The sequence below is a fragment of the Staphylococcus sp. FSL K6-3157 genome (genome assembly GCF_038005145.1).
GTDB classification, from domain to species: domain Bacteria; phylum Bacillota; class Bacilli; order Staphylococcales; family Staphylococcaceae; genus Staphylococcus; species Staphylococcus equorum.
The window spans coordinates 2,616,918-2,642,883 of record NZ_JBBOSM010000001.1 but is presented as its reverse complement, the minus strand read 5'-3'; the positions used below and the strand labels follow the sequence as shown (position 1 = coordinate 2,642,883).

19 protein-coding genes are annotated in these 25,966 nt (G+C 33.2%); 14 read left to right on the top strand and 5 right to left on the bottom strand.

Features of this window, described 5'->3' with window-relative positions; translation table 11 throughout:
• Positions 1 to 30: 30 nt before the first annotated feature.
• Genes MHB47_RS12745 through MHB47_RS12725 form a run of 5 tightly spaced genes read left to right on the top strand, consistent with a single transcriptional unit; the run spans position 31 to position 4,205 of the window.
• Positions 31 to 654, top strand: coding sequence for a hypothetical protein (locus MHB47_RS12745; protein WP_069813735.1), 624 nt, complete (start codon positions 31 to 33; stop codon positions 652 to 654).
• Positions 651 to 1,256 carry a hypothetical protein gene (locus tag MHB47_RS12740; RefSeq protein WP_340757059.1) on the top strand — a complete coding sequence of 202 codons (606 nt, stop codon included), beginning with the start codon at positions 651 to 653 and terminating at the stop codon, positions 1,254 to 1,256. The genes MHB47_RS12745 and MHB47_RS12740 overlap by 4 nt, the downstream gene beginning before the upstream one ends.
• Complete coding sequence (locus MHB47_RS12735; RefSeq protein ID WP_340757057.1) at positions 1,253 to 2,386, top strand: ABC transporter substrate-binding protein; 1,134 nt, start codon at positions 1,253 to 1,255, stop codon at positions 2,384 to 2,386. Before MHB47_RS12740 ends, MHB47_RS12735 begins: the two co-directional genes overlap by 4 nt.
• 11 nt (positions 2,387 to 2,397) lie before the next feature.
• Positions 2,398 to 3,396: a FecCD family ABC transporter permease gene (locus tag MHB47_RS12730; RefSeq protein WP_340757056.1), complete on the top strand. Its 999-nt coding sequence runs from the start codon at positions 2,398 to 2,400 to the stop codon at positions 3,394 to 3,396.
• Positions 3,396 to 4,205: an ABC transporter ATP-binding protein gene (locus tag MHB47_RS12725; RefSeq protein WP_002506114.1), complete on the top strand. Its 810-nt coding sequence runs from the start codon at positions 3,396 to 3,398 to the stop codon at positions 4,203 to 4,205. The genes MHB47_RS12730 and MHB47_RS12725 overlap by 1 nt, the downstream gene beginning before the upstream one ends.
• Positions 4,206 to 4,292: 87 nt before the next feature.
• Here the strand turns inward: MHB47_RS12725 and MHB47_RS12720 are convergent, their stop codons facing one another.
• Positions 4,293 to 4,673 carry a winged helix-turn-helix transcriptional regulator gene (locus MHB47_RS12720; protein ID WP_002506113.1) on the bottom strand — a complete coding sequence of 127 codons (381 nt, stop codon included), beginning with the start codon at positions 4,671 to 4,673 and terminating at the stop codon, positions 4,293 to 4,295.
• Between the two features lie 121 nt (positions 4,674 to 4,794).
• On the opposite strand from MHB47_RS12720, the gene MHB47_RS12715 reads away from it, so the two are divergent.
• Both MHB47_RS12715 and MHB47_RS12710 read left to right on the top strand, forming a co-directional pair.
• Positions 4,795 to 5,976 (top strand): MFS transporter, encoded by a 1,182-nt coding sequence (locus MHB47_RS12715; protein WP_340757055.1) that lies wholly within the window; start codon positions 4,795 to 4,797, stop codon positions 5,974 to 5,976.
• A gap of 157 nt (positions 5,977 to 6,133) precedes the next feature.
• Entirely contained in the window at positions 6,134 to 7,330 is a 1,197-nt protein-coding gene (locus MHB47_RS12710) for an amidohydrolase (RefSeq protein WP_340757054.1), read from the top strand.
• Positions 7,331 to 7,590: 260 nt separating this feature from the next.
• Here the strand turns inward: MHB47_RS12710 and MHB47_RS12705 are convergent, their stop codons facing one another.
• The gene (locus MHB47_RS12705; RefSeq protein ID WP_002506109.1) at positions 7,591 to 9,012 is read right to left on the bottom strand and encodes an MDR family MFS transporter; all 1,422 of its coding nucleotides are present in this window, start codon (positions 9,010 to 9,012) and stop codon (positions 7,591 to 7,593) included.
• 587 nt (positions 9,013 to 9,599) lie between these two features.
• Here MHB47_RS12705 and mbcS point away from each other — a divergent pair.
• The 3 genes from mbcS (at position 9,600) to MHB47_RS12690 (ending at position 15,223) form a co-directional block, all read left to right on the top strand.
• A complete protein-coding gene (gene mbcS / locus MHB47_RS12700; protein WP_340757053.1) occupies positions 9,600 to 11,177 on the top strand; it encodes an acyl-CoA synthetase MbcS in 1,578 nt (525 codons plus the stop codon).
• Positions 11,178 to 11,598: 421 nt separating this feature from the next.
• A complete protein-coding gene (locus tag MHB47_RS12695; RefSeq protein ID WP_340757052.1) occupies positions 11,599 to 14,268 on the top strand; it encodes a bifunctional glycosyltransferase/CDP-glycerol:glycerophosphate glycerophosphotransferase in 2,670 nt (889 codons plus the stop codon).
• Between the two features lie 571 nt (positions 14,269 to 14,839).
• A complete protein-coding gene (locus tag MHB47_RS12690; RefSeq protein ID WP_340757051.1) occupies positions 14,840 to 15,223 on the top strand; it encodes a nuclear transport factor 2 family protein in 384 nt (127 codons plus the stop codon).
• Between the two features lie 124 nt (positions 15,224 to 15,347).
• On the opposite strand, the gene melB is transcribed toward MHB47_RS12690, so the two are convergent.
• The 3 genes from melB to MHB47_RS12675 form a co-directional block, all read right to left on the bottom strand.
• Positions 15,348 to 16,718 (bottom strand): melibiose:sodium transporter MelB, encoded by a 1,371-nt coding sequence (gene melB / locus MHB47_RS12685; protein ID WP_340757050.1) that lies wholly within the window; start codon positions 16,716 to 16,718, stop codon positions 15,348 to 15,350.
• A gap of 218 nt (positions 16,719 to 16,936) precedes the next feature.
• Positions 16,937 to 18,235 carry an alpha-glucosidase/alpha-galactosidase gene (locus tag MHB47_RS12680; RefSeq protein ID WP_340757049.1) on the bottom strand — a complete coding sequence of 433 codons (1,299 nt, stop codon included), beginning with the start codon at positions 18,233 to 18,235 and terminating at the stop codon, positions 16,937 to 16,939.
• A 160-nt stretch (positions 18,236 to 18,395) separates the two neighbouring features.
• On the bottom strand, positions 18,396 to 19,280 hold the full coding sequence (locus MHB47_RS12675) for an AraC family transcriptional regulator (RefSeq protein ID WP_340757048.1): 885 nt from the start codon (positions 19,278 to 19,280) through the stop codon (positions 18,396 to 18,398).
• 527 nt (positions 19,281 to 19,807) lie between these two features.
• On the opposite strand from MHB47_RS12675, the gene MHB47_RS12670 reads away from it, so the two are divergent.
• The 4 genes from MHB47_RS12670 (at position 19,808) to MHB47_RS12655 (ending at position 25,960) form a co-directional block, all read left to right on the top strand.
• The gene (locus MHB47_RS12670) at positions 19,808 to 21,337 is read left to right on the top strand and encodes an NADH dehydrogenase subunit 5 (RefSeq protein WP_340757047.1); all 1,530 of its coding nucleotides are present in this window, start codon (positions 19,808 to 19,810) and stop codon (positions 21,335 to 21,337) included.
• 1 nt (position 21,338) lies between these two features.
• On the top strand, positions 21,339 to 23,966 hold the full coding sequence (locus MHB47_RS12665; RefSeq protein WP_340757046.1) for a DUF2309 domain-containing protein: 2,628 nt from the start codon (positions 21,339 to 21,341) through the stop codon (positions 23,964 to 23,966).
• Positions 23,967 to 24,168: 202 nt separating this feature from the next.
• Positions 24,169 to 24,537: a DUF2294 domain-containing protein gene (locus MHB47_RS12660; RefSeq protein ID WP_277580460.1), complete on the top strand. Its 369-nt coding sequence runs from the start codon at positions 24,169 to 24,171 to the stop codon at positions 24,535 to 24,537.
• A 538-nt stretch (positions 24,538 to 25,075) separates the two neighbouring features.
• A complete protein-coding gene (locus MHB47_RS12655; RefSeq protein WP_340757045.1) occupies positions 25,076 to 25,960 on the top strand; it encodes a mechanosensitive ion channel family protein in 885 nt (294 codons plus the stop codon).
• Positions 25,961 to 25,966: the final 6 nt, after the last annotated feature.

Here is a 25,966-nt window from a genome sequence, read left to right as displayed (position 1 = left end):
AATATAAAATTTAGCAAGGGAAGTAGAAAAATGAATGAAATCGCATATTTAGCAATAGACATCCAATTTTCGAGACTTACAGAATTAGATCGTCAAAGAGGACTCGTGTTTTTAAATGTATACGATTTACCAAACACAAATTTAAATACATTTGATGGCGTAATTATTTCAAACCATATTGATGAACCTTATCTTTTGGCACATGACGACATATTAACTGATTACATCAACCAAGGCGGAGTGATTTTCACATTAGTGGAAAAATCTTTACCTTGGTTGAATTGTGTATCGAATTGGAAAAGGTCTTCCATCCCATTAAAAGATCGGGCTTTAGAAGTGAAAGCAACGGATAATGGGCTTTTTGAGAACATTAAAGTAAAAGATTTGGAATATAGACGAGGCGTGCGGGGTTTCTTTTCAAGAGGTTATTTTGAAACAGTTCCTGAGCAAGCAAAAGTGTTAATAACGGATCAAGAACAACAACCTATTGTTTATGTAGACCGAACACATAAAGGAACGATATATGCAGGTGCTGGCACCGATATGTATCGTATCTATACATACGAAGACAACACTTCAAATCAAGTGGGGCTACAGATGTTAAATGCCATACGTACAGAAGCATCGAGAATTAGGGAGGATTATCAACATTGAATATAGCTTTGATTGTTAATGGGACACCATACCAAAATAGATTTTTAGAAGAACAGGAATTTAAGTATTTATATAATGACGTGATACATATTAGAACATTAAGTTCATACGACTTAAGTTGCTATGACACGATTTTATTATCGTGTCGCTTAGATATTCAATTATTGAAACAACATAGACAATCATTTTTAAATTTTTTAAAACTAGGTAAGCGCCTCGTGATATTTGGAGAAGTATTGGATCGGTGGTTTCCTCACATACATTGGGAAGATTCTGAAGTGAATTTCAGTTGGTGGGTTCGACCCAACGGCGACCTCCCGTTAAATCCTGATTATCAAACGCATAGTTTATATGAATATTTGAAAGTGGATGATATGAAGTGGCATTATCATGGCACGTTTGCTACACCAAATGGAGCGAAATCACTATTAAATACACCAGATGGACGGTCTATTTTTTATATTGATGATGTCAATTTCAATGGCGAGTTAATCGTAACGTCGTTAGATCCAATGTTTCATATCGGACTCGGTTTTATTAATCAAGCTAAGCCATTTTTACATGGTTTAGGACAATGGCTAAGAACAGGAGATAATCAATGAAGAAAAAATATAGTGCTCTAGCTGGAATTGTATTATCAGCTACATTACTTACAGCATGTAATTCAAATACGACAGCTACGAATTCAGAAGAGAAAGAATTAACAAAAGAAGAAAAAATAGTGAAAGACCAAACTGGCCGAGATGTGAAAATTAAAAAAGATCCAGACAGTATTGTAGTAGGAGGCATCTTACCATACTTTTCTACTTGGTTTGTAGGGACGAATTCTACAAAAGAAATTAAAGGTCTACATCCTAATGCGTATAATGCTGCAGAAAATTCTATACTTTCTAAAATATCGCCTGATATTAAAAAAGCGTCTACAGAATTTGTGAAAAATGGCGATGTGAATATAGAAGAACTCTCTAAAATAAACCCAGATGTCTATTTTGAAAATGCTACTGAACAGAAAACCTTAGATAAAGTTGCGGAGAGTGGTATACCAACCATGGGACTAGAAACAATTAAGGTAGAAGACGCTGATCCTTTAGCTACGTTTAACAGCTGGTTAAAAGTCACCTCAGATGTTAAAGGTGGTAAGACGAGCGATAGAACTGAGAAATTTATGAAAGAGGGAGAAAAATCTCAAAAAATGATTGATGATGGTCTAAAAGACACGAAAAAATCAGACAAACCCAAAGTGCTATTCTTACATCAACATACAGACAACTCTATTGTTGTCGGTGGCGGTAATTTCTTTAGTGAAAAATGGACAGAAGCAACTGGTGGTATAGATGTTGTTGGCGATGACGGTGTCGATGGTCAAAAAGAAGTCAATATGGAGCAAATTTATAAATGGAATCCAGATAAAATATATATTACGAACTTCACTGAGACCCAACCTAATGATTTATTGAAAAACAAAGTGTCTGGTCAAGATTGGAGCCAGGTAAAAGCAGTTAAAGACAAAGCGGTCTATAAGGTGCCTTTAGGCATCTATCGTTGGTTCCCACCAAACGGAGATGCGCCATTAATGCTTAAATGGATGGCACAACATAATCACCCAGATAAATTCAACTATGATATGAAAGATGAAATTAAATCATATTACAAAGATTTTTACGACTATAAATTATCAGACGAAGATGTTGAGTCTATTTTACATCCGTCATCTGATGCAGCGAAGTATTAAGGAGTTAACTAATGAAGAAATCAAAAATATTATTATTAATTGTTTTACCACTTGTGGTAGCAATTATTTCACTCGGAGTAGGAAGAGTTTTTATAGATCCTATTACCATTATTCAAATTTTAACATCACAAATTATTCCTATAGAAGAAACTTGGGCGCCAGTGCAAGAAACAGTTGTGATGAATGTTCGTTTTCCAAGAATATTATTAGCCTTATTAATAGGGGGTGGATTGTCTATTTCTGGTGCGAGTTTCCAAGGGATGTTTGGCAATCCATTAGTTTCGCCAGACATACTCGGTGTTTCAGCAGGAGCTGGATTTGGAGCTTCCCTAGGTATATTGTTCTTTGGTAACACATTTGGCGCACAAATATTGGCTTTAGCATTTGGATTATTGGCGATATTGTTCACATTTTTTGTAGCAGGAAATCAAAAAAATTCTCCAATCTTTATGTTTGTACTCGCAGGTGTCATTACATCAGCATTATTTAACGCGCTTATTTCATTAATGAAGTTCGTAGCTGATCCAGAAGAGAAATTACCTGCAATAACATATTGGTTAATGGGAAGTCTAGGAACTGCAACTTATAAAGATTTATATGTTGCGGCACCAATTATCATTATAGGTGTGCTCATATTATATACACTAAGATGGAGACTCAATTTACTCACGTTACCAGAAGATGAAGCTAAATCTATGGGGATTCCTGTTGTAGCTTTAAAATGGGCAATCATTGCAGGTGCAACGATAATCACAGCAGCTACGGTTGCAGTAGCGGGTATCGTAGGATGGGTTGGTTTAATCATTCCACATATTGCACGTATGTTTGTAGGTAACAATAATCAATATGTGTTACCTGTATCACTCGCTATCGGTAGTACGTATCTGTTAATTATTGATAACTTAGCTAGAAGTTTAACAGCTACTGAAATACCATTATCTATATTAACTGCAATTATTGGCGCACCATTTTTTGCATACTTATTACGCCGTATGGGAGGTTCGTGGTAATGCACTTAGAAGTAAAAGCAGGTAACTTTCATTATAAAAACAAACCTTATTTATATAAAGAAGATGTGAGTTTTAAATTGGCTCCTGGCGAGGTCTTATCCATTCTAGGGCCTAATGGTGCAGGAAAAACAACATTGCTAAAATGTGTTATTGGTCTGTTAGATTGGACGGATGGCGAAACGTTTATCAATGATGTCCCGTTAAATGACCTGAAGAAAAAAGAATTATGGAAGAAGATTGGTTATGTGCCACAAGCTCAAAAAATGACTTTTGGTTATACACTCTTAGAACTTGTGATTATGGGGAGAGCACCATTTATAAGTACTTTAGCACAACCTTCAAAAAAAGATGAAGCGGCTGCAATTGAAGCGCTGGAAACAGTAGGTATTAGCCATTTAGCCAATCAATCATGTAACGAGGTCAGTGGCGGAGAATTACAATTAGCACTTATCGCAAGAACACTTGTGTCGGGCCCTGAATTATTAATACTGGATGAGCCAGAATCTCATTTAGATATTCAAAAACAAATTACGATTTTACAAACGATACGTAAGCTATCAAAAGAACAGGGGATATCGTGCATTATTAATACGCATTATCCAAACCATGCGTTTTATCTATCAGATAATGTAATTATTACTGGAAAAGAAAAAGGTATTGTCTTTGGTGAAACAACTGAAGTAATGACTGAACAAAGAATGAAACAATTCTTCGATGTTGATTTAAAGAAATTGTACTATGAAGATGAAGAACTACAACTTGAAACGATGGTTCCTAAAGATTTAGGAATCCCCAAAAACAAGACTTAAGAACAAAATAATTATAACAATTTGGTATACAAAAGATTCTAGAATATAAAAATGTCCCTTTCTAAAGTTATAGAAAGGGGCATTTTTTTAACTCGGTTTGGGTATATCGACAAAATCTTGTTGTGCTAATGAGACCGTTTCACCTTGTTGGTGCATTTTTTCAATATGGAACTCTCCCCAATAACAAAGTGAAGAAAGTAATTCTCCTAGTGTTTGACCATAAGTTGATAATTCGTATTCAACTTTAGGCGGGATTTGATCATATACGATACGGTTGATGATACCGTCATTCTCTAGTTCACGTAATTGCTGTGTTAACATTTTTTGAGTGATCGTTGGAATAGCACGTTTTAATGCAGATGTACGCATCAACCCGTTGTTTTGTAAATGACATAAGATGACAGGTTTCCATTTTCCACCGATGACATCAATGGTTGCTTCGACGCCAATATTATAAGATTTGCTCATTTAATTACCTCCTTATAGGTACTCAAAGGTGCCTATAGTACTTTAAAGTGCGTACTTCCGATTTTGATACGTGTAGTTTATATTAACACATACACAAAACAAGAAGGAGTCAAAAAACATTATGAGAAAAAACAAATTCGCTATATTAGCGTTAGCAATGTCTGCCTTTGCAATTGGAATGACTGAATTTATTAGTGTAGGTCTCTTACCGCTCATTAAAGATGCTTTTGATACTACGATTTCATTAGCAGGATTAACTGTATCTTTGTATGCTGTGGGGGTAACAATAGGAGCACCTGTACTAACACCACTGACAAATAAAATGAAACGGAAGCATTTACTATTAATGATTATGCTTATTTTCATTGTTGCTAATACACTTGCTGCCTTTGCGACCACGTTTAGTATATTGCTAGCAATGCGTGTACTATCGGCATTAATGCACGGAGTGTTTATGTCTATCGCCACAGCAATCGCAAGTGATTTGGTAACGCCTGATAAACGTGCAAGCGCGATTGCAATGATGTTTACAGGTTTAACCGTTGCTACAATTACAGGCGTACCATTAGGAACGTGGATTGGTCAGCACTTTGGTTGGGAAGCGTCGTTTATTACGATTGCTATAATTGGATTGATCAGTTTAATTATTAATATATTTGCAGTGCCAAGTAATTTGAAAGAATATGCCCAGGCATCGATAAAGGAACAATTAGAAGTGTTTAAAAACAAGTCATTAATGATGATTTATTTGATTACTGCACTAGGTTACGGTGGCACTTTTGTAGTCTACACATACCTGACTAGTATACTTACAGATATTTTGAATTATAGTGACGAAGCGGTGGTACTACTACTTGTGATATATGGTGTAATGGTTGCTATTGGCAATACACTTGGTGGGAAATTAACAAACAATAAGCCAACAAAAGTACTTATATGGATATTTTTAATTCAAGCTATTGTTTTATTACTTCTAGGCTTAACTGTGACACATTATTTCTTAGGTACGGTAGCCATACTTATTATGGGGTTGTTCGCATTTATGAACGTTCCGGGTCTGCAATTGATTGTGGTGCTTTTTGCAGAACGTAAAAATAAGGCAACGGCTAACTTTGCTTCTAGTTTAAACATTGCTGCCTTCAATATCGGCATCACATTGGGAGCGGTCATCGGAGGATATGTGCTCAATCATTTTTCTCTTGCAATGACACCATATTTTGGCTTTATTATGGTGGTGATTGCTAGCATTATGATGTATATCGTTTATAAAAATGAGACAGAAGTACAAGTAGATATACTATAAAAATTTCATAATAAGAAGGATTAACATTACTTCATTAAATATTTAAAAATGTAAAATTCCATAAAACAGTAATTTATTTTTGTATTAATCTTCTTTTAGATTTAAAATTTTAAAATGGTTAAATTATTTATAAACAAATCGAAAGAAGTGAACAGTTATGAATACAAAAGAGATATTATTTGAAAAGTTGGAAGAGAAGGAATCTGAGATGATTCAGCATCGTCGTTATTTACATCAACATCCGGAGTTGTCATTCCAAGAGGATGCTACGGCGCAATATATTAAAGATTTTTACAAATCGAAAGAAGTGACAGTTACGCAACCTGTTCTAGGTAGTAACGCAATTATTGTAGAAATCAAAGGGGGACAACCTGGCAAAACAATAGGATTACGCGCTGATTTTGATGCGTTGCCAATACAAGAAGAGGTAGATGTACCCTTTAAGTCAACAAATGAAGGGGTGATGCATGCGTGTGGCCATGATGCACATACCGCGTATTTGTTAGGATTAGCAGACGCATTAATTGAAATAAAAGATGAACTTTCAGGTACAGTTAAAATTATTCATCAACATGCTGAAGAAATGCCTCCAGGTGGTGCACAACAAGTGATGCAATCAGGTGCATTAAATGATTTAGATGAAATATATGGTATTCATGTAGTACCCGTCGCTGGCACAGACGTGATTGGATATAATAAAGGCAATGCTTTCGCTGGTAGTTCTACATTTACTTTAACGATTAATGGTTTAGGTGGTCATGCTGCGAGTCCTCATAAAACACACGATGCTTTGATTGCAGGTACCAATTTTGTAAACACCCTCCAAACAATAGTGTCTAGACGTATCGATCCTTCAGAAATGGGTGTGATTACTGTTGGTGCGTTTGATGCACCTGGTGGAGCTAATGTTATACAAGACAAAGTTACAATCAAAGGAACAGCACGTTATCTTAATGATGGCTTAGAGCAATTTATGTATGAAGAGATTGAGAAAGTCGCAAAAAGCGTAGCGGTCGGTTTTGATGTTACGTACGATTTAGATTACCAATTTGGTTATCCTGTGCTATACAATCATCCCGCACAAACAGAACAAGTGGTAGATATTTTAACAGCAAGTAAGGGTGATTATTTTGAACATCTTGTAGAAATACCGTCAGTTTCAGGTTCTGAAGATTTTGCGTATTATTTAAAAGAAATACCAGGTGCCTTTTTCATCGTTGGCTGTAAACCAGAAGACATTGAAGCGCCATATATGAATCATCATCCTAAGTTTGAAGTGAATGAAGATGCATTATTAGTTGCAGCGAAAGCAGTGGGTGAAATTGCAATTAACAGACTTTCTGCTACAAACTAATCTTTGGGAAATTTTTTATAATTGACCTCGTAACTTTTTTATTGCATTTTGGATTGAACTACTCATAGCTCAACCAATAGCGAGATTTGCAATGAAAACACAGCACGCTAACAAATCGAACAGTTAACAAAGTATTTTTATCAACCAAAATTAATATATTAAAATAAAAAAACACTTTCGAAAACATTCTATTTATATGAATGTAACGAAAGTGTTTTTTTATTATCTATTATAATGAAGCTTTTTGATTGATTGTCTAATTAAATTGTTCTGCGTGATGGTTTACTATCATCTTTAAGTTTAGCTGATAATAATAATGCGATGACTGATATACCAGTAGCGACCATGAATGTTACGTTCACACCATGAATCATACCTTCTAGACCTTCACTAGGAATAGCTGAAACAGACATTAACGTAATGAATAACGCTGTACCGATTGCACCGGCCATTTGTCTAAATGTGTTGTTCATAGCAGTACCATGAGCAATGAGACTATTCGGTAATTGATTAATCGCTAGCGTTGTCATAGGCATCATAACCATTGCTAGTGATACCATACGTACTGCGTTAGCCGTGGCAAGATAAGTAAAGGTTGTATCAGCTGTGAGCATTGTAAATGGTATTGTTGAAGCAACTAATACGAGCAAGCCAATACGAGCGAGCCATTTACCGCCAAATTTATCAAATAAATAACCTGTAATTGGGTTCATAATTCCCATAACAACAGCGCCTGGTAATAATACTAAACCAGATTCTAATGCAGAGAATCCAATCATATTTTGCATATATAATGGTAAAATAATATTGGATGCGATTAATACACCAAATACGAACATGCTTAATGCTGTACCTAACGTATAAATGCTGTAGCTAAACACTCTAAATTCAAGCATAGGTTCTTTGAGGTTTAACTGGCGACGAATAAATATAACTAATGCAATGATACCAACGATAAGTGGTAAGATAAATTGTACACTGCCCCATCCTGCTTCTCCAACAGAACTGAAACTGTATAAGAGTCCACCAAAACCTAGTGTAGATAGAATGACTGATGCGATATCTAGTTTTGGGTTTGAAGTTTCTGTAACGTTTTTCAATAGGAAAATTGAAGCAACGATGATAACAACTGCAATTGGGAATACGACGTAGAAGACACTTCTCCATGAGAGATGCTCTACTAAAATACCTGATAGCGTAGGTCCAATCGCTGGCGCGAATGCAATGACTAAGCCGAATAAGCCCATTGCGGTACCACGTTTTTCTACAGGGAAAAGTAAGAATAAGATTGTTTGCATTAATGGCATCATAATACCTGCGCCTGCTGCTTGTAAGACACGTCCAATTAATAGCATTGAAAAATCTAGTCCGACAGCACAGATTAAAGTACCTAATGCAAAAATGCTCATGGCGGTTAAGAATAACTGCCTCGATGTATAACGTTGAATTAAAAATGCAGTAACAGGTATCATTATACCGTTTACTAACATAAATATAGATTGTAACCACTGTACCGTACTTTCAGATACTTGTAGGTCTTTCATAATAGGGGGTAAAGCTGTACCAAGTAATGTTTGGTTTAAAATTGTAATAAAGGCCCCTGATAATAATACGATAAATAAGGGGATTCTTTTTTCTACATGGAATGCTCCTGTTTCAGTCAATAGACTCACTTCTTTCATAAAAATTGCACATCTAAACATTTTAACACTAAGCTCATTTTCAATCTAGTGATTGAGCTTAAAAATAAATAATACATCCGATAATTGATGAACAGGGACCATTTCTCAATCTATTTTAATAATTTTGAAATGATGCGTATAATTTTCGTAGTGATTTACACATTTATAATGCTACGTATGAAATACTACACTTTTATTATAGCTAATGTCAAAATAAACTCTATTTATATGAAGGGAAATATAAATGAAGTTGAAAAATTAGGAGTTAACATAAATTATTTAGATTAATTTCAGAACTCTATAAAGTGATGTTAGAGCTTTTTGTGGAATTAATAAGTGTATAAAAAATGATTTTGCAAAAAAATATTTTAATTATTCTGAATTTAAAATATATCTATCTATGGGTCAATTTTGCTATAATAAATAAGTAAATAAATCATTTAAGTCATAATCGTATCTATTTACATGTAATAAGTTTAAAATTATCATTAAATTATTGGAAAGTATTTGGATAAGTAATCAGTAATCTATACATTTAAACTACAATTGTACAGATTATAGATGTTCAAATAAAAGGAGAGTAAATAATGAATAAACAAGATTTGATCGCTCCAGAAACTTATAACATAGTGAGCGAAATCGAAAAATTTACAGTAGATCAATCTAAAAAAGCTGTAATATTTGAAAATGAAACAGGAGAAAATAGAGAAATTACATATACCAACCTTATCAAAAATGCGAATAAAGTTGGTAATATGTTTTTAAAATATGGTTTTAAAAAAGGTGACAAAGTGCTCATCATGATGCCACGTTGCATTGAGACATATGAGATTTATCTTGCTGCCTTAAAATTAGGTATCATTATTATCCCTAGTTCTGAAATGTTACGTACGAAAGATTTACAATACAGAATTACACATGGTGAAGTAAAAGGAATTGTAGTTATTTCAGATGCGCTTGATGAGTTTAAAGCAGTCAAAGAATACGACGCTTTAACTAAATTTATTGTTGGCGGTCAAGAAGATGGCTGGATGTCAGTTGAAGATGAAAAAGCAAATTCAACGGATCAATTAGACATTGTTGAAACTTCTCGTGAAGATATTGCTTTATTATCTTATACGTCTGGTACAACTGGTAATCCTAAAGCTGTTGTCCATTCACACGGTTGGGGCTATGCACATATGCAGATGGCGCCGAAACATTGGTTGAGTATTAAAGAAGACGATATTGTTTGGGCAACTGCTGCACCAGGGTGGCAAAAATGGGTATGGAGCCCATTGTTATCAATTATGGGATCAGGTGCAACTGCCTTTGTATATAATGGAAGATTTGATGCTGAAAAATATTTACAGTTATTACAAGATAATAAAATTAATGCGCTTTGTTGTACACCGACTGAGTATCGCTTGATGGCAAAACTGTCTAATTTAACAGATTATAATTTAGAACATTTGCATAGTGCAGTGTCTGCAGGCGAACCATTAAATAGAGAAGTCGTTGAAAAATTCCAAGAAAACTTTGAACTTACGGTAAGAGATGGATACGGCCAAACAGAAAGTACACTGTTGATTGGATTTTTAAAAGATACAGAGAGTCGTCCCGGTTCAATGGGTAAAGCAATCCCTGGTAGTCATGTAACAGTTATTAATGATGATGGTGACCTTTCTAAAGTAGGCGAAGTAGGTAATATCGCAGTGCCGTTAGACTTACCTGCATTGTTCAAAGGTTATTATAAAGACCCAGAACGCACAGCAGAACCACAAAATGGTGACTATTTTATGACGGGTGATTTAGCTAAAATAGACGAAGATGGTTATTTCTGGTTTGAAGGTCGTAAAGATGACATCATTATTAGTTCTGGCTATACAATAGGACCGTTCGAAGTTGAAGATTCACTTACGAAACATCCTTATGTAAAAGAATGCGCTGTTGTTGCGAGTCCACATGAAATTAGGGGGAATATCGTTAAAGCATTTATTATTTTACAAGATGACGTAACTGGTAATGAAGACACAATCAAAGAATTACAAAACTACGTCAAACACGACGTTGCACCGTATAAATATCCAAGAGCTATCGAGTTTGTCGAAGACTTACCTAAGACCAACTCAGGTAAAATTAGACGTATTGAATTAAGAGATGCAGAGAAAAAGAAACAATCATAATTGATTAAACTTTAAAATTCATAACACACAAAAAACCTGGCAATATCATTGAGCAATTTTGATGATATTGCCAGGTTTATTATTTTATAAAATGATTATGTTTAGCATAGTTATTTATATAGTATTTATTGGGTGCTATTATTTACTTCCTTAGCTTCTATTCTAGATATGTTGGGATTCGGATAGCTTATTTAAAGCAATAAAAAGATTGGAAATGTCTTTATAAGAAATATGAAAAGATATTTAAAGATGCTATAATAATTATTAAAGAGTTTTTATTAAAAGATATATATAATTCACCGATTACAATAAACTTTTAGTTACCTATAAAAATATTAAAAGAAATTATTATGTAAATCTAATATATTTATGATAAAAACTAAAGGAAATATATAATTAGTGAAAGGGAGATGTAAAATTAGTGAATTATTCTAAGAAATATGAATATGATATAAGTATTCTTATACCTATATTTAATGCGGAACATTTTATAGAAGATACAATTAACTCTGTCTTAAACCAAAACACGCACAATGTTGAATTTGAAATAATATTATTAGATGACGGTTCAACAGATGGAAGCAGTAATTTTTTGGAGGAAGTAGCCTCTAAGTATGATTTTATCTCTTACTATAGTCATCAAAATAGTGGGGTTTCATATACTAGAAATAGAGGGATTAGCTTAGCAAAAGGGAAATATATATTATTTTTAGACGCAGATGATTTCATAGGAGAGGACACTTTGAAATCAGTCTTTTTTGGTTTTGAAAAGTATGAAAAAGAGGCAGACATTTTAGTTTACCCACTTCACCAAAAAAATGGGGATAAAATAAATGCTCATGTAAGAAACAAAGCCTTCACAAAAAAAGGAGATGTAAATGTCTATGACATTAGTGAATATCCCTTTTTAAACCAATGTACAATGAATGTGGTTATTAAAAACGATGATTATACGCAATTTAACGAGCGATTAGTTTACGGTGAAGATGCTTTATTTAACACGAATTACATACTGAAAAACCGAAAAGTTATACATATAAAGGAAGGCGGTTATTTTTACAATATAGGCCATAATTCTGCGGTTGATAAAAATAAAAATCCTGTTGATATACAAGATGATTTATTAATTTTATTTGAAAATTTAATTGAAACAGCTCTAAATATCTCTAGTGAAGTTCCTGTTTATGTACAAGGGATTATTTTATACGAACTAAATTGGCGATTCAAACAGTCCACGCTGTTCCCAAATCATTTAGATTCTGAAGCATACCAAAAATGGTTTGAAAGAATGAAAAAAATATTCGGATATATATCAGTCGATACCATATTGGCCAAGCCATTGATGGACTATTATCACAAGTTATATTTTATTAAAACGTTCAAAGGAAACATTAAATATAATCAAAACTTAACCTCTTTAAATTTTGTCGCTGAAAACCAACAAATTGCGATGTTAAACAAAGCGTTACTTGTCTTTAATAAGATTAAAATTATTGGGCAAGAGCTTAAGCTTAGCGGCTATATTAAAGCGCCTTTATTAGATATGGTTAATACAGTTTCTTTAGTGTTGAAAGATAAACACAACCATGAAAAAATCATTCCTATCTATAATTCATCAGCTAACTATTATAAAACACGTATGTCTGTTGCTCAGTTTTATGATTTTAGTTTTTCTATTCCTGTAGATGAAGTGAATAATTATGAGTTTGTTGTTAATATTGATGGTAAAAAATTACTGACGAATCATTGGTTTACTAGAAATGTAATTTTTAAAACTACACTAAATTCAAAAGATATTGTTACTAAAGATAAAATTATATCTTACACTGATAATCCGTTCAAAATCCATATTAAGAAAAAGTCTGCACAAATTGAACATCGTATATTAAAAAACCATAATTTAAAAATGAAATTAAAAAACCAAAATGGTTTAAAGAGATTTCAACAATTCAAAAAGTTTTTTGAACCTTATTTGAAACGCAAAAGAATATGGCTATACAATGATCGAATAGGGGTTCTTGATAATGGTTATCGTCAATTTATGCATGACGTCAATAAAAATGATGGGATAGAACGTTACTACGTTGTTAGAGAAGATGACTTGAAAAAAGAGGGCTTTCCAAAAGAGAATGTTGTCGTTTATGGAAGTTTGAAACATAAAATGCTATTTTATTATGCAGAACTCATACTCACTTCATTTAAAGAACACACAGAATTTTCACCATTATCATTCCGAGCTTATGATCTGTTCTTTGCAGAATTTAAATTTCAAATTGTGTATCTGCAACATGGTGTACTAAATGCTCATACTCCTTGGTTATATGGTAAACATGTAACCAGTTTTGACAAATTCGTTATCTCAAGTGAATATGAAAAAAACAACTTACTTCATAATTATGGCTATAATGAAGATGATTTATTAGTTACAGGAATGCCTAGATTAGATGACATAACGGTATCAAAAAAATGCAATAAAATCCTTATAGCTCCATCTTGGAGAAAAGCACTAACTAAAGAAGAAAATCGACAAATTAAAGTAATCGATAAAGATACACTTGAGCAGTCTAACTTTTTCACAGGAATTCATAAATTAATAAACTCTGATGAACTTAATAATATATTACAACAAAATAACTACGAACTTGATATTAAAATGCATCCAATTTTTGCAAATGAGTCTTCATTATTTCAAACTGAAAAATCAAACATAAATGTATTAGATTCAACAGATGAATTTAATATTAGCGAATATAAATTATTTGTCACTGATTTCTCTTCGTATATGTTTGACTTTATCAAAAGTAGAACTCGTATTGAATTTTACTTCCCAGACTACAAATATTTCTTAAGTGGGAATCACATCTATAATAAGTTAGATTTTGATGTCTCAAAATTTGGCAATTTAAATACTGAAAGCTATCAATTAATAAACTTTATAAAAGAAGAAATAAAAAATGATTTTCAATTAACACAAAAGCAAGAAGAAATATATGAGGATTTTTATGTTAGTTTTGATACTACTTCCCATAAAGATGTTTTATATAAAGAATTAATAAAAGTAGTAGAAAATAATAGTAAGAGTGTTAATTAAATGAGACGTACGGAAAAAATATTTTTTATCATAATGACTATCACTTTAATTAAGGTGTTATTTCCAAGAGATAATCAAAATGACACCTACCAATTAAAAGAGGAAAATACACAATGGGAATCAACTATAGATTTTTATTAACAATACGTAAAGGTCTAATTTTTCAACATGCTTATAGCAACCGTTATTAAGCTGAAATATGATTTTGAAACGATTAAAGGACTCCTTGTTCAAAAAGGAGTCTTTTTTATGAGAGAAATCGTTGGTGATTGGGGTAACAAGTGTATTTTTAGCAATGGACATTGGATTATTGACGATGCACCTGATGAATTACGTATGTTCACTACCCCACTGGAGGACAATTCTATATCATGGGTAAAGGACCAAAATTTAATCATAAACCTGAAAAGACTAGAGAATAGACAACAACTTTTTATTTATATTCACGGATTTTCGAAAATGGTAGAGGTTTTTTACTTTACTTGTAATTTTAAAAAGTTAAACAAATATAGAAAACAGTGTTGATTTTCTTAATATAGATTATAATTAATTCATAGAAAAGAGTGAAAAAATGAAAATATTAGATGATTATTTTACATTGTTTGATGAATCTAGATATAGTGATGAAAGTTTTGAAAAATTAAATGATTTATTTAGTGAAAACATTGTATTTGTATTGAATGGAAAGTCTTTTACTGGAAAAGATGAATGGAAACAATTTGTTAAAAGTGTTTATAAAACAAATAAAGATTTGAAGCATATGCACAATAGTTGGATTAAAAATAATGATGGTACTTTTGAAACTCAGTGGGTGATTTGTGGTAATCGATTTGAAAATGGAGTTTATACTCAAGAAGGCATTGATATTGCACAATTAGATGATGATGGTAAAATTGTTTATTTAGAAAATAAACCGAAAGACAAGCAATTATTCTCTACAGAATCAAAAGTATAACAAAAACACAAAAGGCGTAATATTTGTAATTATAGTGAGTGGATGGATAAAAAGAGTGGGAATAGGAGTTTCAACATTAAAACAACAAGCGTTAACATTAAATGCTATCGCTTGCTGTTTTGTATTAACCTTTTTTACTTTTTCTTTGATTTAGCACAGTTACTACATCTTTAATGTATGTACCTTTTAAACTATAACTCCATTTGTAAATAAGGTAACTCGCGATTATACAAATAATAGGAAGGATAGTCATGATAAAACGCAAACCATTTTTGGTGAATTCACTTTGTTCTACACCAGGTTGGTAACCTAAAAGAGTTAAACTCCAACCAGTGATTAGACCAGAAACTGCCATAGCTGTTTTCATTAAAAATGTTTGAGTAGAAGTAATGACACTTTCGTTTCTCTGACCAAATTTCATTTCACTATAATCTATTACGTCAGCAATAGAAACGGTTATAATTCCCATGATAAATCCAGTGCCAATTTTTATAAAAATAGTACCTATAACTACTGGTAATATAGCACTTGGTGAAACATAACTCGCGAGTAATAAAATAAGTAGTCCTATAATCACGCTACATGTAGCAATCGGAAATATACGTTCTCTTGTAAGTAATTTGGCAACTCTAGGGAAAAAAATTAATGCTATAATTTCTACAAATCCCATACCGTTATATAGGGCAAATAAGAATTTTGATTCTGCCACATAACTAAAATAATAAATGAGTACATTACCAATGATTTGAGTACATAAGAAAAATGTAATCAGTATACCAATATAGGCTAGTAATTCTTTATTGGTAAATAATATTCTCCAAATATCTTTAAAGCGTAGTGTAATACCAGTATCAATATTTGTGGGAGCCTCCTTCACATTACGTACGGTAATGCCCATTGTAGTTATGAAAAAAAGAATGATAATTACCGTTAAAATTAAGAAACCAGTAGATTGATCTCCATTGCCGAAAATTTTATCTAAGTATATTACAGTACTTAAACCTATAGCTCCAAGAATTAAGTTTGCTAAACTCGCAAAAATTCGAGGAATGACAGATACTTCTTCACGTTCGGTAGGGTTATTGGTTAGATTAGGTAACCATGACCAATAAGGCACATCCATCATTGTATAAGTCATGCCCCAAAGAATATACATAATTGAAATAAATATATATAAACTTGTTCCTGTTAAATCAAAATTAGTAAATAAAATAATCGTTACAATAGAATTTATAAATGTGCCAATGACTAACCAGGGTCTGAATTTCCCCCATTTAGTTTTAGTTTTATCCACAATCATTCCCATAACTGGATCGTTAATTGCATCCCAAATACGAGCAACAAAATATAGTGACCCAACAAAACCGGCCGCAACACCTAAAATGTCAGTAAGATAATACATAAGATATATGCCTATTAAGTTAACAACCAAATCTTTACCAAATGCCCCAATGCCAAATGAATATTTCTCTTTACGAGTTAATTGTTTATCCAAATATATCACCTCTTTATAGAATCAGACTTTTTGTGAAAGCGCTTTAAATAGTGGATTTAACAAAATACACATAGTTAATATGTCAGTAAAAATAAAGTGTTAAGCTATACGTGTCTATGTGTAATCATTTACAGTATTTAATTAAATTTGTAATCAATCTAATAATTTTAGAAAAACCAGACTTTTCTAATGTAAATAGTGAAAGCCTGGTTTTTCATTTAATTATATTCTGGTAACCAATTGCCATGTGCTTCAATTAAATCATCACATAAGGAAATAATATCTTTAATAGATAACTCAGATGCGGTATGTGGATCTAACATAGCAGCTTGATAAATTTTATTTTTACTTTTAGTTAAAGCTGCTTCAATTGTTAATAATTGTGTGTTTATATTTGTTCTATTGAGGGCAGCAAGTTGTTCTGGTAAATTCCCAATATAAGTAGGTGAAACACCATTTGCATCAACTAAACATGGAACTTCAACAACTGCGTTATCAGGTAAATTATTGATTAAGTTACCTGTATTTAAAACGTTGCCACTAATTTTAAATGGTTTATTTGTTTCCATAGCTTCAATAATATAAGAACCGTATTCATGAGAGCGTTCGTGTGAAAGGTTTTGGTCATTAACGATATCATCACGCATTTGTTTCCAATCGTCTATTTGTTTAACGCAACGTCTTGGATATTCATCTAATGGAATATTATAATTATCTATTAATTCTGGATACTGACTTTTAATAAAGTACGGGTGGTATTCAGCATTATGTTCAGATGATTCTGTGACGTAATAATCAAATTTATCTAGTAATTCAAATCGAATCATGTCGTCATGAGTTGTTTTTTGTTTTTCTTTAGCTCTCTTTTTAATTTCTGGATAAAGATCTTTGCCATTGTGTTTTATTTCTAATAGCCAAGCCATATGATTGATTCCGGCAATCTTCCATTGTATGTTATCTTTTGGTAACTCCAAAGACTCAAGTAACTCACTAGCACACACTTGCACGCTATGGCATAGGCCAACTGTCTTGATGCCTTCTTTCAACATAATGTTTGTTAAGACAGCCATGGGATTTGTATAATTTAAAAACCAAGCGTCAGGACAAACTTCTTTTATATCGTTGGCAAAATCTTGCATTACAGGAATGGTTCTCAAATTACGAAAAATACCACCAATGCCAAGTGTATCAGCAATTGTTTGTCGTAATCCATAATTTTTCGGCACTTCAAAATCAGTGATTGTAGCTGGATCATAGCCGCCGACTTGTATTGCATTTATGACATATTTTGCTTTGCTTAATGCTACTTTGCGATTTTGATATGCTTTAATCGTTACGGTAGAATTCATGTTCTTTTTTAAGTTATTCAACATCATTTCTGAATCTTTTAGGCGTTCTTCATCTATATCAAATAATGCAAATTCAAAATCTTGCAAAGCGTCCACAGTCATACAATCTCCTAGCACATTCTTTGCAAAAACAGTGCTTCCTGCCCCTAAAAATGTAATCTTTTTCAATATTTACGCCTCCTATCAGTTGGAAAATCAATAATAATCAACTGAGTTTATTCTTTGGAAATAAAATACTTGAATCGCTATAGCTTACTTTTAGGTTAGTCATTAACTAGATGATAAACAAGTGTAAATATTTTTAAAAAGAGTAATATATTGCTCTGTATCAGTCCGTGAAAATTTTATCTACAGGCATTATATTTATGTTTTTTCTATAATTATTAGGAGTTGTCCCGAGGAACTTTTTGAATACTTTACTAAAATAATTACTTGAAGTGTAGCCTACTTCTTGAGCAATACATTCAATATTTTTATCATCTGCGGTTAATAAAATAAGTGATTTGTTTATTCTGATTTTTGTTAAATAGTTAATAGGAGTTTCTTTAACAGACTTTTTAAATTGACGTGTAAAATGATATTTAGATAAATTAGAAACTTTAACAATATCATCTAGACTTATGTCTTCTTGATAATATTTTTCAATGAAATTAATAGCTTTAGCAATAGACAAAGGAAAATCATCAGATTGTTGATAGCCATATTCAAAATATTCTAAGCACTTCATAATGAAGGTATAGGCGCAAGAAGAAGCATCGTAACCATGGTTAATTCCGACAGTATCAACTTTTTCTAAAGATTCTATAATATGCTTAATAGGTTTTGAGTGTAGAGGTAATTTGAATATATTCCCGTATTTATTTACAATCATATTAAATAATCTACTGGCTTCATCGCCATAAACTGTGAAATAGAGAAACTCCCAATCATTTGAATTATGAGGTAGATAATAGCAATGATTACTTGGAACTTTGACAAAAAAAGCTTCTCCTTTTTCTAAATTAAAAGTTTTATCTTCTATTTGAATCACACCATGGCCATTTGTCGTATACTGAAAGATATATACATCTTTTTCTCCACGATTTAAACCATGCCATTTATATTCTTGACTTTGTTGAAGGTCAAAGCCCATTGCATTTAATCCTACAACTTTATTTTGATAATCTCCTTTAAATCTAAAACCATAAGAGTTATAATCTAACTTATTTTCCAAATCTACGCCTCCCAACATTTGTTACTTAATTTTAGCATGCTTCTGTGAAAACTAGCTGTGATATTTTTGTGCTTTTGTATTAGGGCATAGGGTTTGAATAAAATTTGTGTTTCTTGACAATAACGAATAATAAGTATATGTTTATAATATTAAATAAAAATAAATATAGTCGTTGAATACTGCTTTTTCACGAGGTTAAAGCTTTAGCAAGTTGTTAATAATATTATTGGCAAATTGAAAAAGTGTACGAATAGTGTTGAAAAGTTAAAATCATCCGTCATATAAGATTAAATGTAATATTTTAGAGTATAAAATTCATAAACATTCATACATATAAGGTAGCAAAGCAAATCACTTCGTTAAAAAGTGCGTTGTAATGAAGCCGACAATTGTAATAAATCATGCGTGGTTTATTGTATATTGTCGGCTTTTTTTAATGGGAAAATAGCTGGACATAACAAGTTATAAATGAAAGTAGTTTAATCTTGTAACGCTAAAAGTAATGTAAAAAGAAAGGAGAATCTAATATGCTCACATCGCTTAATGTATCAATACTGTTAATTATATTTTTTATCACGGTCATTATTTCTGTATTGAGTGGAATAATATTTTTATATTCACGCATACCATTGGCGTATGTGCGTATACATATATTCTTAGTAGCATTACCACCGCTTGTAGCGTTTATCGGGCTGATAGGCGCGCCGAAAAATATAGAGGTAGGATTTTGGTATTCAGATTTTCTAGCATGGTTAATGGCCTTTTTCGTCTTAATCATTGGCTTAATCATTCAGCGTTATTGTGTGCAGTATCTAATGGGTGATCGAAGTTATAGAAAGTACTTCACTTTATTTACCATTACCACTAGTTTTGCTGCAATGGCTTGGTTAACTGGTGACTTGCGTATTATGGTTATCAGTTGGGGTGTAACTTTACTTGGTTTAACGATATTAATTAGCCTAACGAGCGCATGGAAAGTGACGAGAGCGGCTGCAAAAGTAACTGGCAAATTATTTTTGTTAAGCTGGGTAGCATTATTGTTGGCAGTAGTATGGATTGCATCCCTAACTGGTGAATGGCAATATACAGCAATTTTCACAGACGCGAATTTAGCTCAAATCAATGCGTGGGAAAGTTTTGGTATTAATATGCTCATTATATTAGCGGTTATGGTGCCAGCTGCACAATTTCCGTTTCAAAGATGGTTAATAGAATCAGTCGCAGCACCAACACCAGTGTCGGCAATTATGCATGCAGGTATCGTGAATGCGGGTGGTATTATATTGGCAAGATTCTCACCGATATTTAATGGTGATATTGCAACGTTCGTCTTGTTATTGTTTGCGAGTATTTCTGTACTGATTGGTGCAGGTATAAGTTTAGTGCATGTAGATTATAAACGTCTTTTAGTTGGATCAACAATTGGGCAAATGGGCTTTATGTTAATCCAGTGTGCAATGGGTGCATATATTCCTGCGATTATCCATTTGATTTTACACGGTTTATTTAAAGCGACGCTCTTCTTACGTTCTGGTTCAGCAGTACGTCACTTTAATGTACCAAGTCGTGCTAGTGAGAGAATGTCATACTTATGGATTGTATCAGGACGTGTATTAGCTTTAGCGATTGGTTTAGGTTTTTGGCTTACATCTCCTGGAGAAGGCTACCGTTTAGTGAGTGGGCTCATCTTAGCTTGGTCATTATCTGTATCATGGACACAACTTGTTGCATTTGGAGAAGGGAAATTCGGACGTATCATGGGATTATTGATGCTCATCGTCGTTGGCTCGGTATACTTTATCGTTCATCACTTCTTCGCTAGTGCCTTACATACGATGACTTTTAATAGCGTTCAGCCACCTATGCTTATCGTTGTAATTGTAGCTCTAATGCTCTTAATTGGTAGTTTAATGAGTACATGGGTTGCACGTAATCGTTCATCGGTTGCATTTTCAATATTATATATGTGGCTTGTACGTATCGGCGATGCAAAAGCTGAAACCGTAGAACGTCATCCAAACTATCTTAAAACATACTTAACAAAAGGAGGACACTAAAATGGGAGAATCAAACAGAGCGACAGATTATGCTTCGCATAGCAATGTTTATGATATTCGGACACTAATTGAGGCTGCAAGTAAGGTTATTGTCCCGTTATCACCCATTTCAGTGTTTGCGGCAAGAAGTCCGTGGTCTGGGTTAGAGGATAAAACGTTTGATGAAGTTGCACATTGGCTCAAACAAGTGCGAGAAGTAGATATTTATCCTGCGATAGCGAGTATATTAGAAGCTAAGAAACAAGGCGAAATAGACGAACGAATAATAGAGGAACGATTCCAACAGTGGTTGGAGCAAGCGGCACTCGCAATTCCAAGAGGAAATGCGATGAAATATGGACTTAATGCCTTAAAACTACACCCTTTAAAATCAAATCAGCATATACAAGGGCAAGTCGATATATTGGCGCAACAGTTAGAGGGTTTAGATTTATTAAGCGATGCCAAAGACTCGATGGCGTTATTATCTACATATGTAATGGATGAAAATAATAACAAATTAATCGATACTGTGGATTATCATGTTATTAAATGGTGTAAGTTATTTGTCGATGATGCACAATCAGGGTGGACAATGCCTAATCGTGAAAAAGGACTGTTTTATTCATGGCGACGTTTAATCCAATACGATCCAGCGTTAACGAAGCACCAACGTGCTCGATTGAAAACTTTACCGGATGACGCTGAATCATTACTTAGAACAGCATTGTTAAAACTAGGCATTGTTGAGGCGGATATGCAAAGCTATTTAGAGAATCATTTATTATCATTACCAGGTTGGGCAGGCATGATGTTATGGCAGCATGAAAATAATAGTAAAATGGAGTCGTTATTATTAGATTACCTTGCGATTCGCTTAGGCATGGAGTGGGTAATCATGGAGCCATATTTATCTGACATGCCTACAAATGACACATTAGAGAATCAATCTATTTCGTTAGCGGATAGTATTTTGTCATGGTTACAATGGGGTGGCTTTACGGCACAACAATGGGGAAAATTAACAACACAAGAACAACAACACCATGTGCTGTTTGCGGCTCAATTTAATGATCAATTACGACGTAAATTGTTGTTAGAGGCTTGGGAAGCCACATATAATCAGCAATTAAGAAAGATTATTGCACCTGAAAAACAGGAGCAGTTAGAGAATGACACAGCGCTCGCACAAATGGCATTTTGTATAGATGTGCGCTCTGAGCCTTTTCGTAAACAAATTGAATCAGCAGGTCCTTTTGAAACGATAGGTATTGCAGGTTTCTTTGGTTTGCCAATTGCGAAAAACGAGCTTGGAAATCAACATAGTCATCCATCTTTACCTGTAATGAATAAGCCACAGCATAAAATCAAAGAATATACACAGGAAAAAGAACCTACTATATTCAGACAACGTAAGCATGTACTTGAATCGGTCACTTATACGTTTAAGAAAATGAAACAAAATGTGTTGCCAAGTTTACTTTTACCGGAACTCAGCGGTCCATGGTTAACACTACAGACATTTACTCGCAGTTTCATACCAAATCGTGTAGGAAATGTGATTCACAAGTTCTATGCAGGCTGGTTACAAAAACCAGAAGATACAGCACTTACACTTAATCACCATCATCGTAGAGAAGATGGGTTGCCGGTAGGATTTACAGAAGATGAGAAGATAAACTATACACGCCAAGCCTTACGATTAATGAACTTGACGACAGATTTTTCACCTTTAGTAGTTATGTGTGGTCATGGTAGTCAAAGTGCGAACAACCCATACGCTGCCTCGTTAGATTGTGGTGCATGTGGTGGTGCAGCAAGTGGTTTTAATGGCAAAGTATTGGCGCAACTATGCAACTTGCCAGAAGTGAGACAAGGGCTAGCACGCAATGGTATTCAAATTCCAGAGAATACAGTGTTTGCAGCTGCAGAACATCAGACTTCTGTGGACGTGTTAGAATGGGTTTATTTACCAGAATTACCAGAAGCTGCGCAAAAAGCTTATGATGCTATTGAAGCAGCAATGCCGAACGTCAGTTATTATGCTAATGAACAACGTTTAGCACAATTGCCAAATAATAACGTAACGAAGAAAAATCCTGTTAATGAAGCACATCGCTTATCAAATGATTGGAGCGAGATAAGACCAGAGTGGGGCTTAGCTAAAAATGCTTCCTTTATTATTGGAGAACGTGAGCTAACAAAGCACAGTGACTTACAAGGTAGAGCGTTCTTGCATAATTATGATTGGAAAAACGACCAAGATGGTAGTATATTAGCAAATATTATTGGTGGACCTGCAGTTGTAGCGCAATGGATTAACTTACAATACTATGCTTCTACAGTTGCGCCACATTATTATGGTAGCGGTAGTAAAACAACACAAACTGTGACAGCCGGCATTGGTGTTATGCAAGGAAACGCGAGTGACTTGTTAACAGGTTTACCTTGGCAATCCGTGATGTCATCAGATGATAAAATGTATCATTCACCTATACGTTTACTTGTAGTAATCCAAGCACCCGAAAACTTTGTGAAAGAACGCTTGGAAGCGGATAAAGCATTCCAACAAAAAGTACAAAACGGTTGGGTGAGATTAGCAACTATTGATGAAGATGGCCAATGGCATGACTGGTCCACGGATTATTAAGTTGTATTTGAATGTCATGTAATCGAAGGTCTATAAAAATATTGATATATTATCGTACTTAATTTATTAAATAAAATATAAATGATTTCCCGGGTGATATTGTAGAACTATGGAGAAAAGTATGCAAAAATGATAATGTTATCTTTATTCAAATAATTATCTAACTTAACCTCATTTTGGTTCTACAGGAGATGCATACTAAATGAAAACAACCAAAGGCACTTATGAGTCTGAAATCAGCAAAGCAATTACACAATGGGAAAAAGACTTCCTTGGCCGTGGCTCTCTTTCTGTAAAGACAGATATATTGCGCGATATGATTATTGTGAGTTTACAAGGTGTATTAACACAAGCAGAGTATAAAGTTTGTGAAACTAACGAAGGATTAGTAACAATTAAAAGAACACGCTCAAAACTTGTGGAATCTGGTATTGAAGCACTTGATGACATTGTATTATCCATTACTGGCGAAGAAGTCAAAGGTTTTCATACAGATTTAAGTTCTCGCACAGGAGAACGTGTGATGATTTTTAAACTTTATAATAATCTTGAAAAACAATTTAACGACTAATATTTATCAGTTTCAACCTAATGCGTACAATAACCAAATGAAAACGAGTGATGGTTTTATAGATCGTATTTGTAGTATTATTACTGACTGGTATTAGAGAATCATAATTTTTAATTATGGTTCTTTTTCTTTTGTAATTTTTAATAGTTATAAGGAACATCAAAATTTTGAATTCTAAACTAAGATGATGAATTATTATAAAATATTAGCTTATGTAACAATGTTTTTTGTAACAGTGAAAAGTCAAAATTCAAACTGTCGATTGCGCTAAGACACTAAAATATTTTTAGGTTTTCAGATAAAAGATGCGGAAATGCTTTGAATATGTGCAAAATTTTAATAAACTATTATAAGGTTGCAGATATTTAAGTTAGCTATATAAGTAATAAGCCTTTTTATGACGTGGCATAAAGCAATTAAGGCATAATTCTAATATGAATGAAGTTGTTATGATCATGGAGCGGAAGGTGGATTTGTTTTAAAGAAAATTTAGTTATAATAGAATGATAATGTGTGTCGTACTAAGGAGGAAGTATAGTTGAATCAAATCAAAAGCATCCTTTATTCATTAATTGAACCATTAACAAAGCCAGAAACTTATCAAACATTGATATCGAATATCATTATGATATTTGTTTATATCGTTGTGGCTTGGATTGTCTTACGTTTCATAAATAAAGGAATAGCGCAATTCTTTAAAATACAAAATAAAGGTAAAAAAGCGAATAAAAAACGTTCGAAAACTTTAATAGCATTAGTTCAAAATGTAGTAGCATATGTGGTATGGTTTATAGTATTGACTACAATTTTAAGTAAGTTTGGTATAAGCGTTGGAGGCATTATTGCCAGTGCTGGTGTTGTTGGTTTAGCAGTTGGTTTCGGAGCACAAACAATTGTTAAAGATATTATCACAGGTTTCTTCATTATTTTTGAAAATCAATTTGATGTAGGAGATTATGTTAAAATCAATAGTAGTGGTACTACAGTAGCAGAAGGTACAGTACAGTCAATTGGTTTACGTTCGATGCGAATTAATACGATTACGGGTGAGTTAACCACATTACCTAATGGTAGTGTGGGTGAAATTACAAACTATTCAGTAACGAATGGTGAGTCAATGGTAGAAATACCAGTTTCCGTCGAAGAGGATATTGATAAAGTAGAAGAGATATTAGTGGAACATTTTGAAACAATGCGTTCTAAATATTATTTATTTATATCAAATCCAGAAGTAGTTGGTATTAACTCCATTACAAGAGATGAAATTACGCTGTGGATTTCTGCTGAAACAATACCAGGAGAAGGATTTTCAGGTGCACGTATTTTAAGAAAAGAGATTTTGAAGGTATTTAAACAACATGAGATTAAAATACCGAAACCTATGATGGTGCAATATGACGCGAATCAACAAAATAATGCTTAAGATGTT

Excerpts from the sequence above, each read along its gene's own strand:
- MHB47_RS12660 (WP_277580460.1), top strand. The coding sequence starts at position 24,169 with ATGAAAACAACCAAAGGCACTTATGAGTCTGAAATCAGCAAAGCAATT.
- MHB47_RS12715 (WP_340757055.1), top strand. The coding sequence starts at position 4,795 with ATGAGAAAAAACAAATTCGCTATATTAGCGTTAGCAATGTCTGCCTTT.
- MHB47_RS12690 (WP_340757051.1), top strand. The coding sequence starts at position 14,840 with ATGAAAATATTAGATGATTATTTTACATTGTTTGATGAATCTAGATAT.
- MHB47_RS12745 (WP_069813735.1), top strand. The coding sequence starts at position 31 with ATGAATGAAATCGCATATTTAGCAATAGACATCCAATTTTCGAGACTT.
- MHB47_RS12705 (WP_002506109.1), bottom strand. The coding sequence starts at position 9,012 with ATGAAAGAAGTGAGTCTATTGACTGAAACAGGAGCATTCCATGTAGAA.
- MHB47_RS12720 (WP_002506113.1), bottom strand. The coding sequence starts at position 4,673 with ATGAGCAAATCTTATAATATTGGCGTCGAAGCAACCATTGATGTCATC.
- mbcS (WP_340757053.1), top strand. The coding sequence starts at position 9,600 with ATGAATAAACAAGATTTGATCGCTCCAGAAACTTATAACATAGTGAGC.
- MHB47_RS12710 (WP_340757054.1), top strand. The coding sequence starts at position 6,134 with ATGAATACAAAAGAGATATTATTTGAAAAGTTGGAAGAGAAGGAATCT.
- MHB47_RS12670 (WP_340757047.1), top strand. The coding sequence starts at position 19,808 with ATGCTCACATCGCTTAATGTATCAATACTGTTAATTATATTTTTTATC.
- MHB47_RS12725 (WP_002506114.1), top strand. The coding sequence starts at position 3,396 with ATGCACTTAGAAGTAAAAGCAGGTAACTTTCATTATAAAAACAAACCT.
- MHB47_RS12665 (WP_340757046.1), top strand. The coding sequence starts at position 21,339 with ATGGGAGAATCAAACAGAGCGACAGATTATGCTTCGCATAGCAATGTT.
- MHB47_RS12730 (WP_340757056.1), top strand. The coding sequence starts at position 2,398 with ATGAAGAAATCAAAAATATTATTATTAATTGTTTTACCACTTGTGGTA.
- MHB47_RS12735 (WP_340757057.1), top strand. The coding sequence starts at position 1,253 with ATGAAGAAAAAATATAGTGCTCTAGCTGGAATTGTATTATCAGCTACA.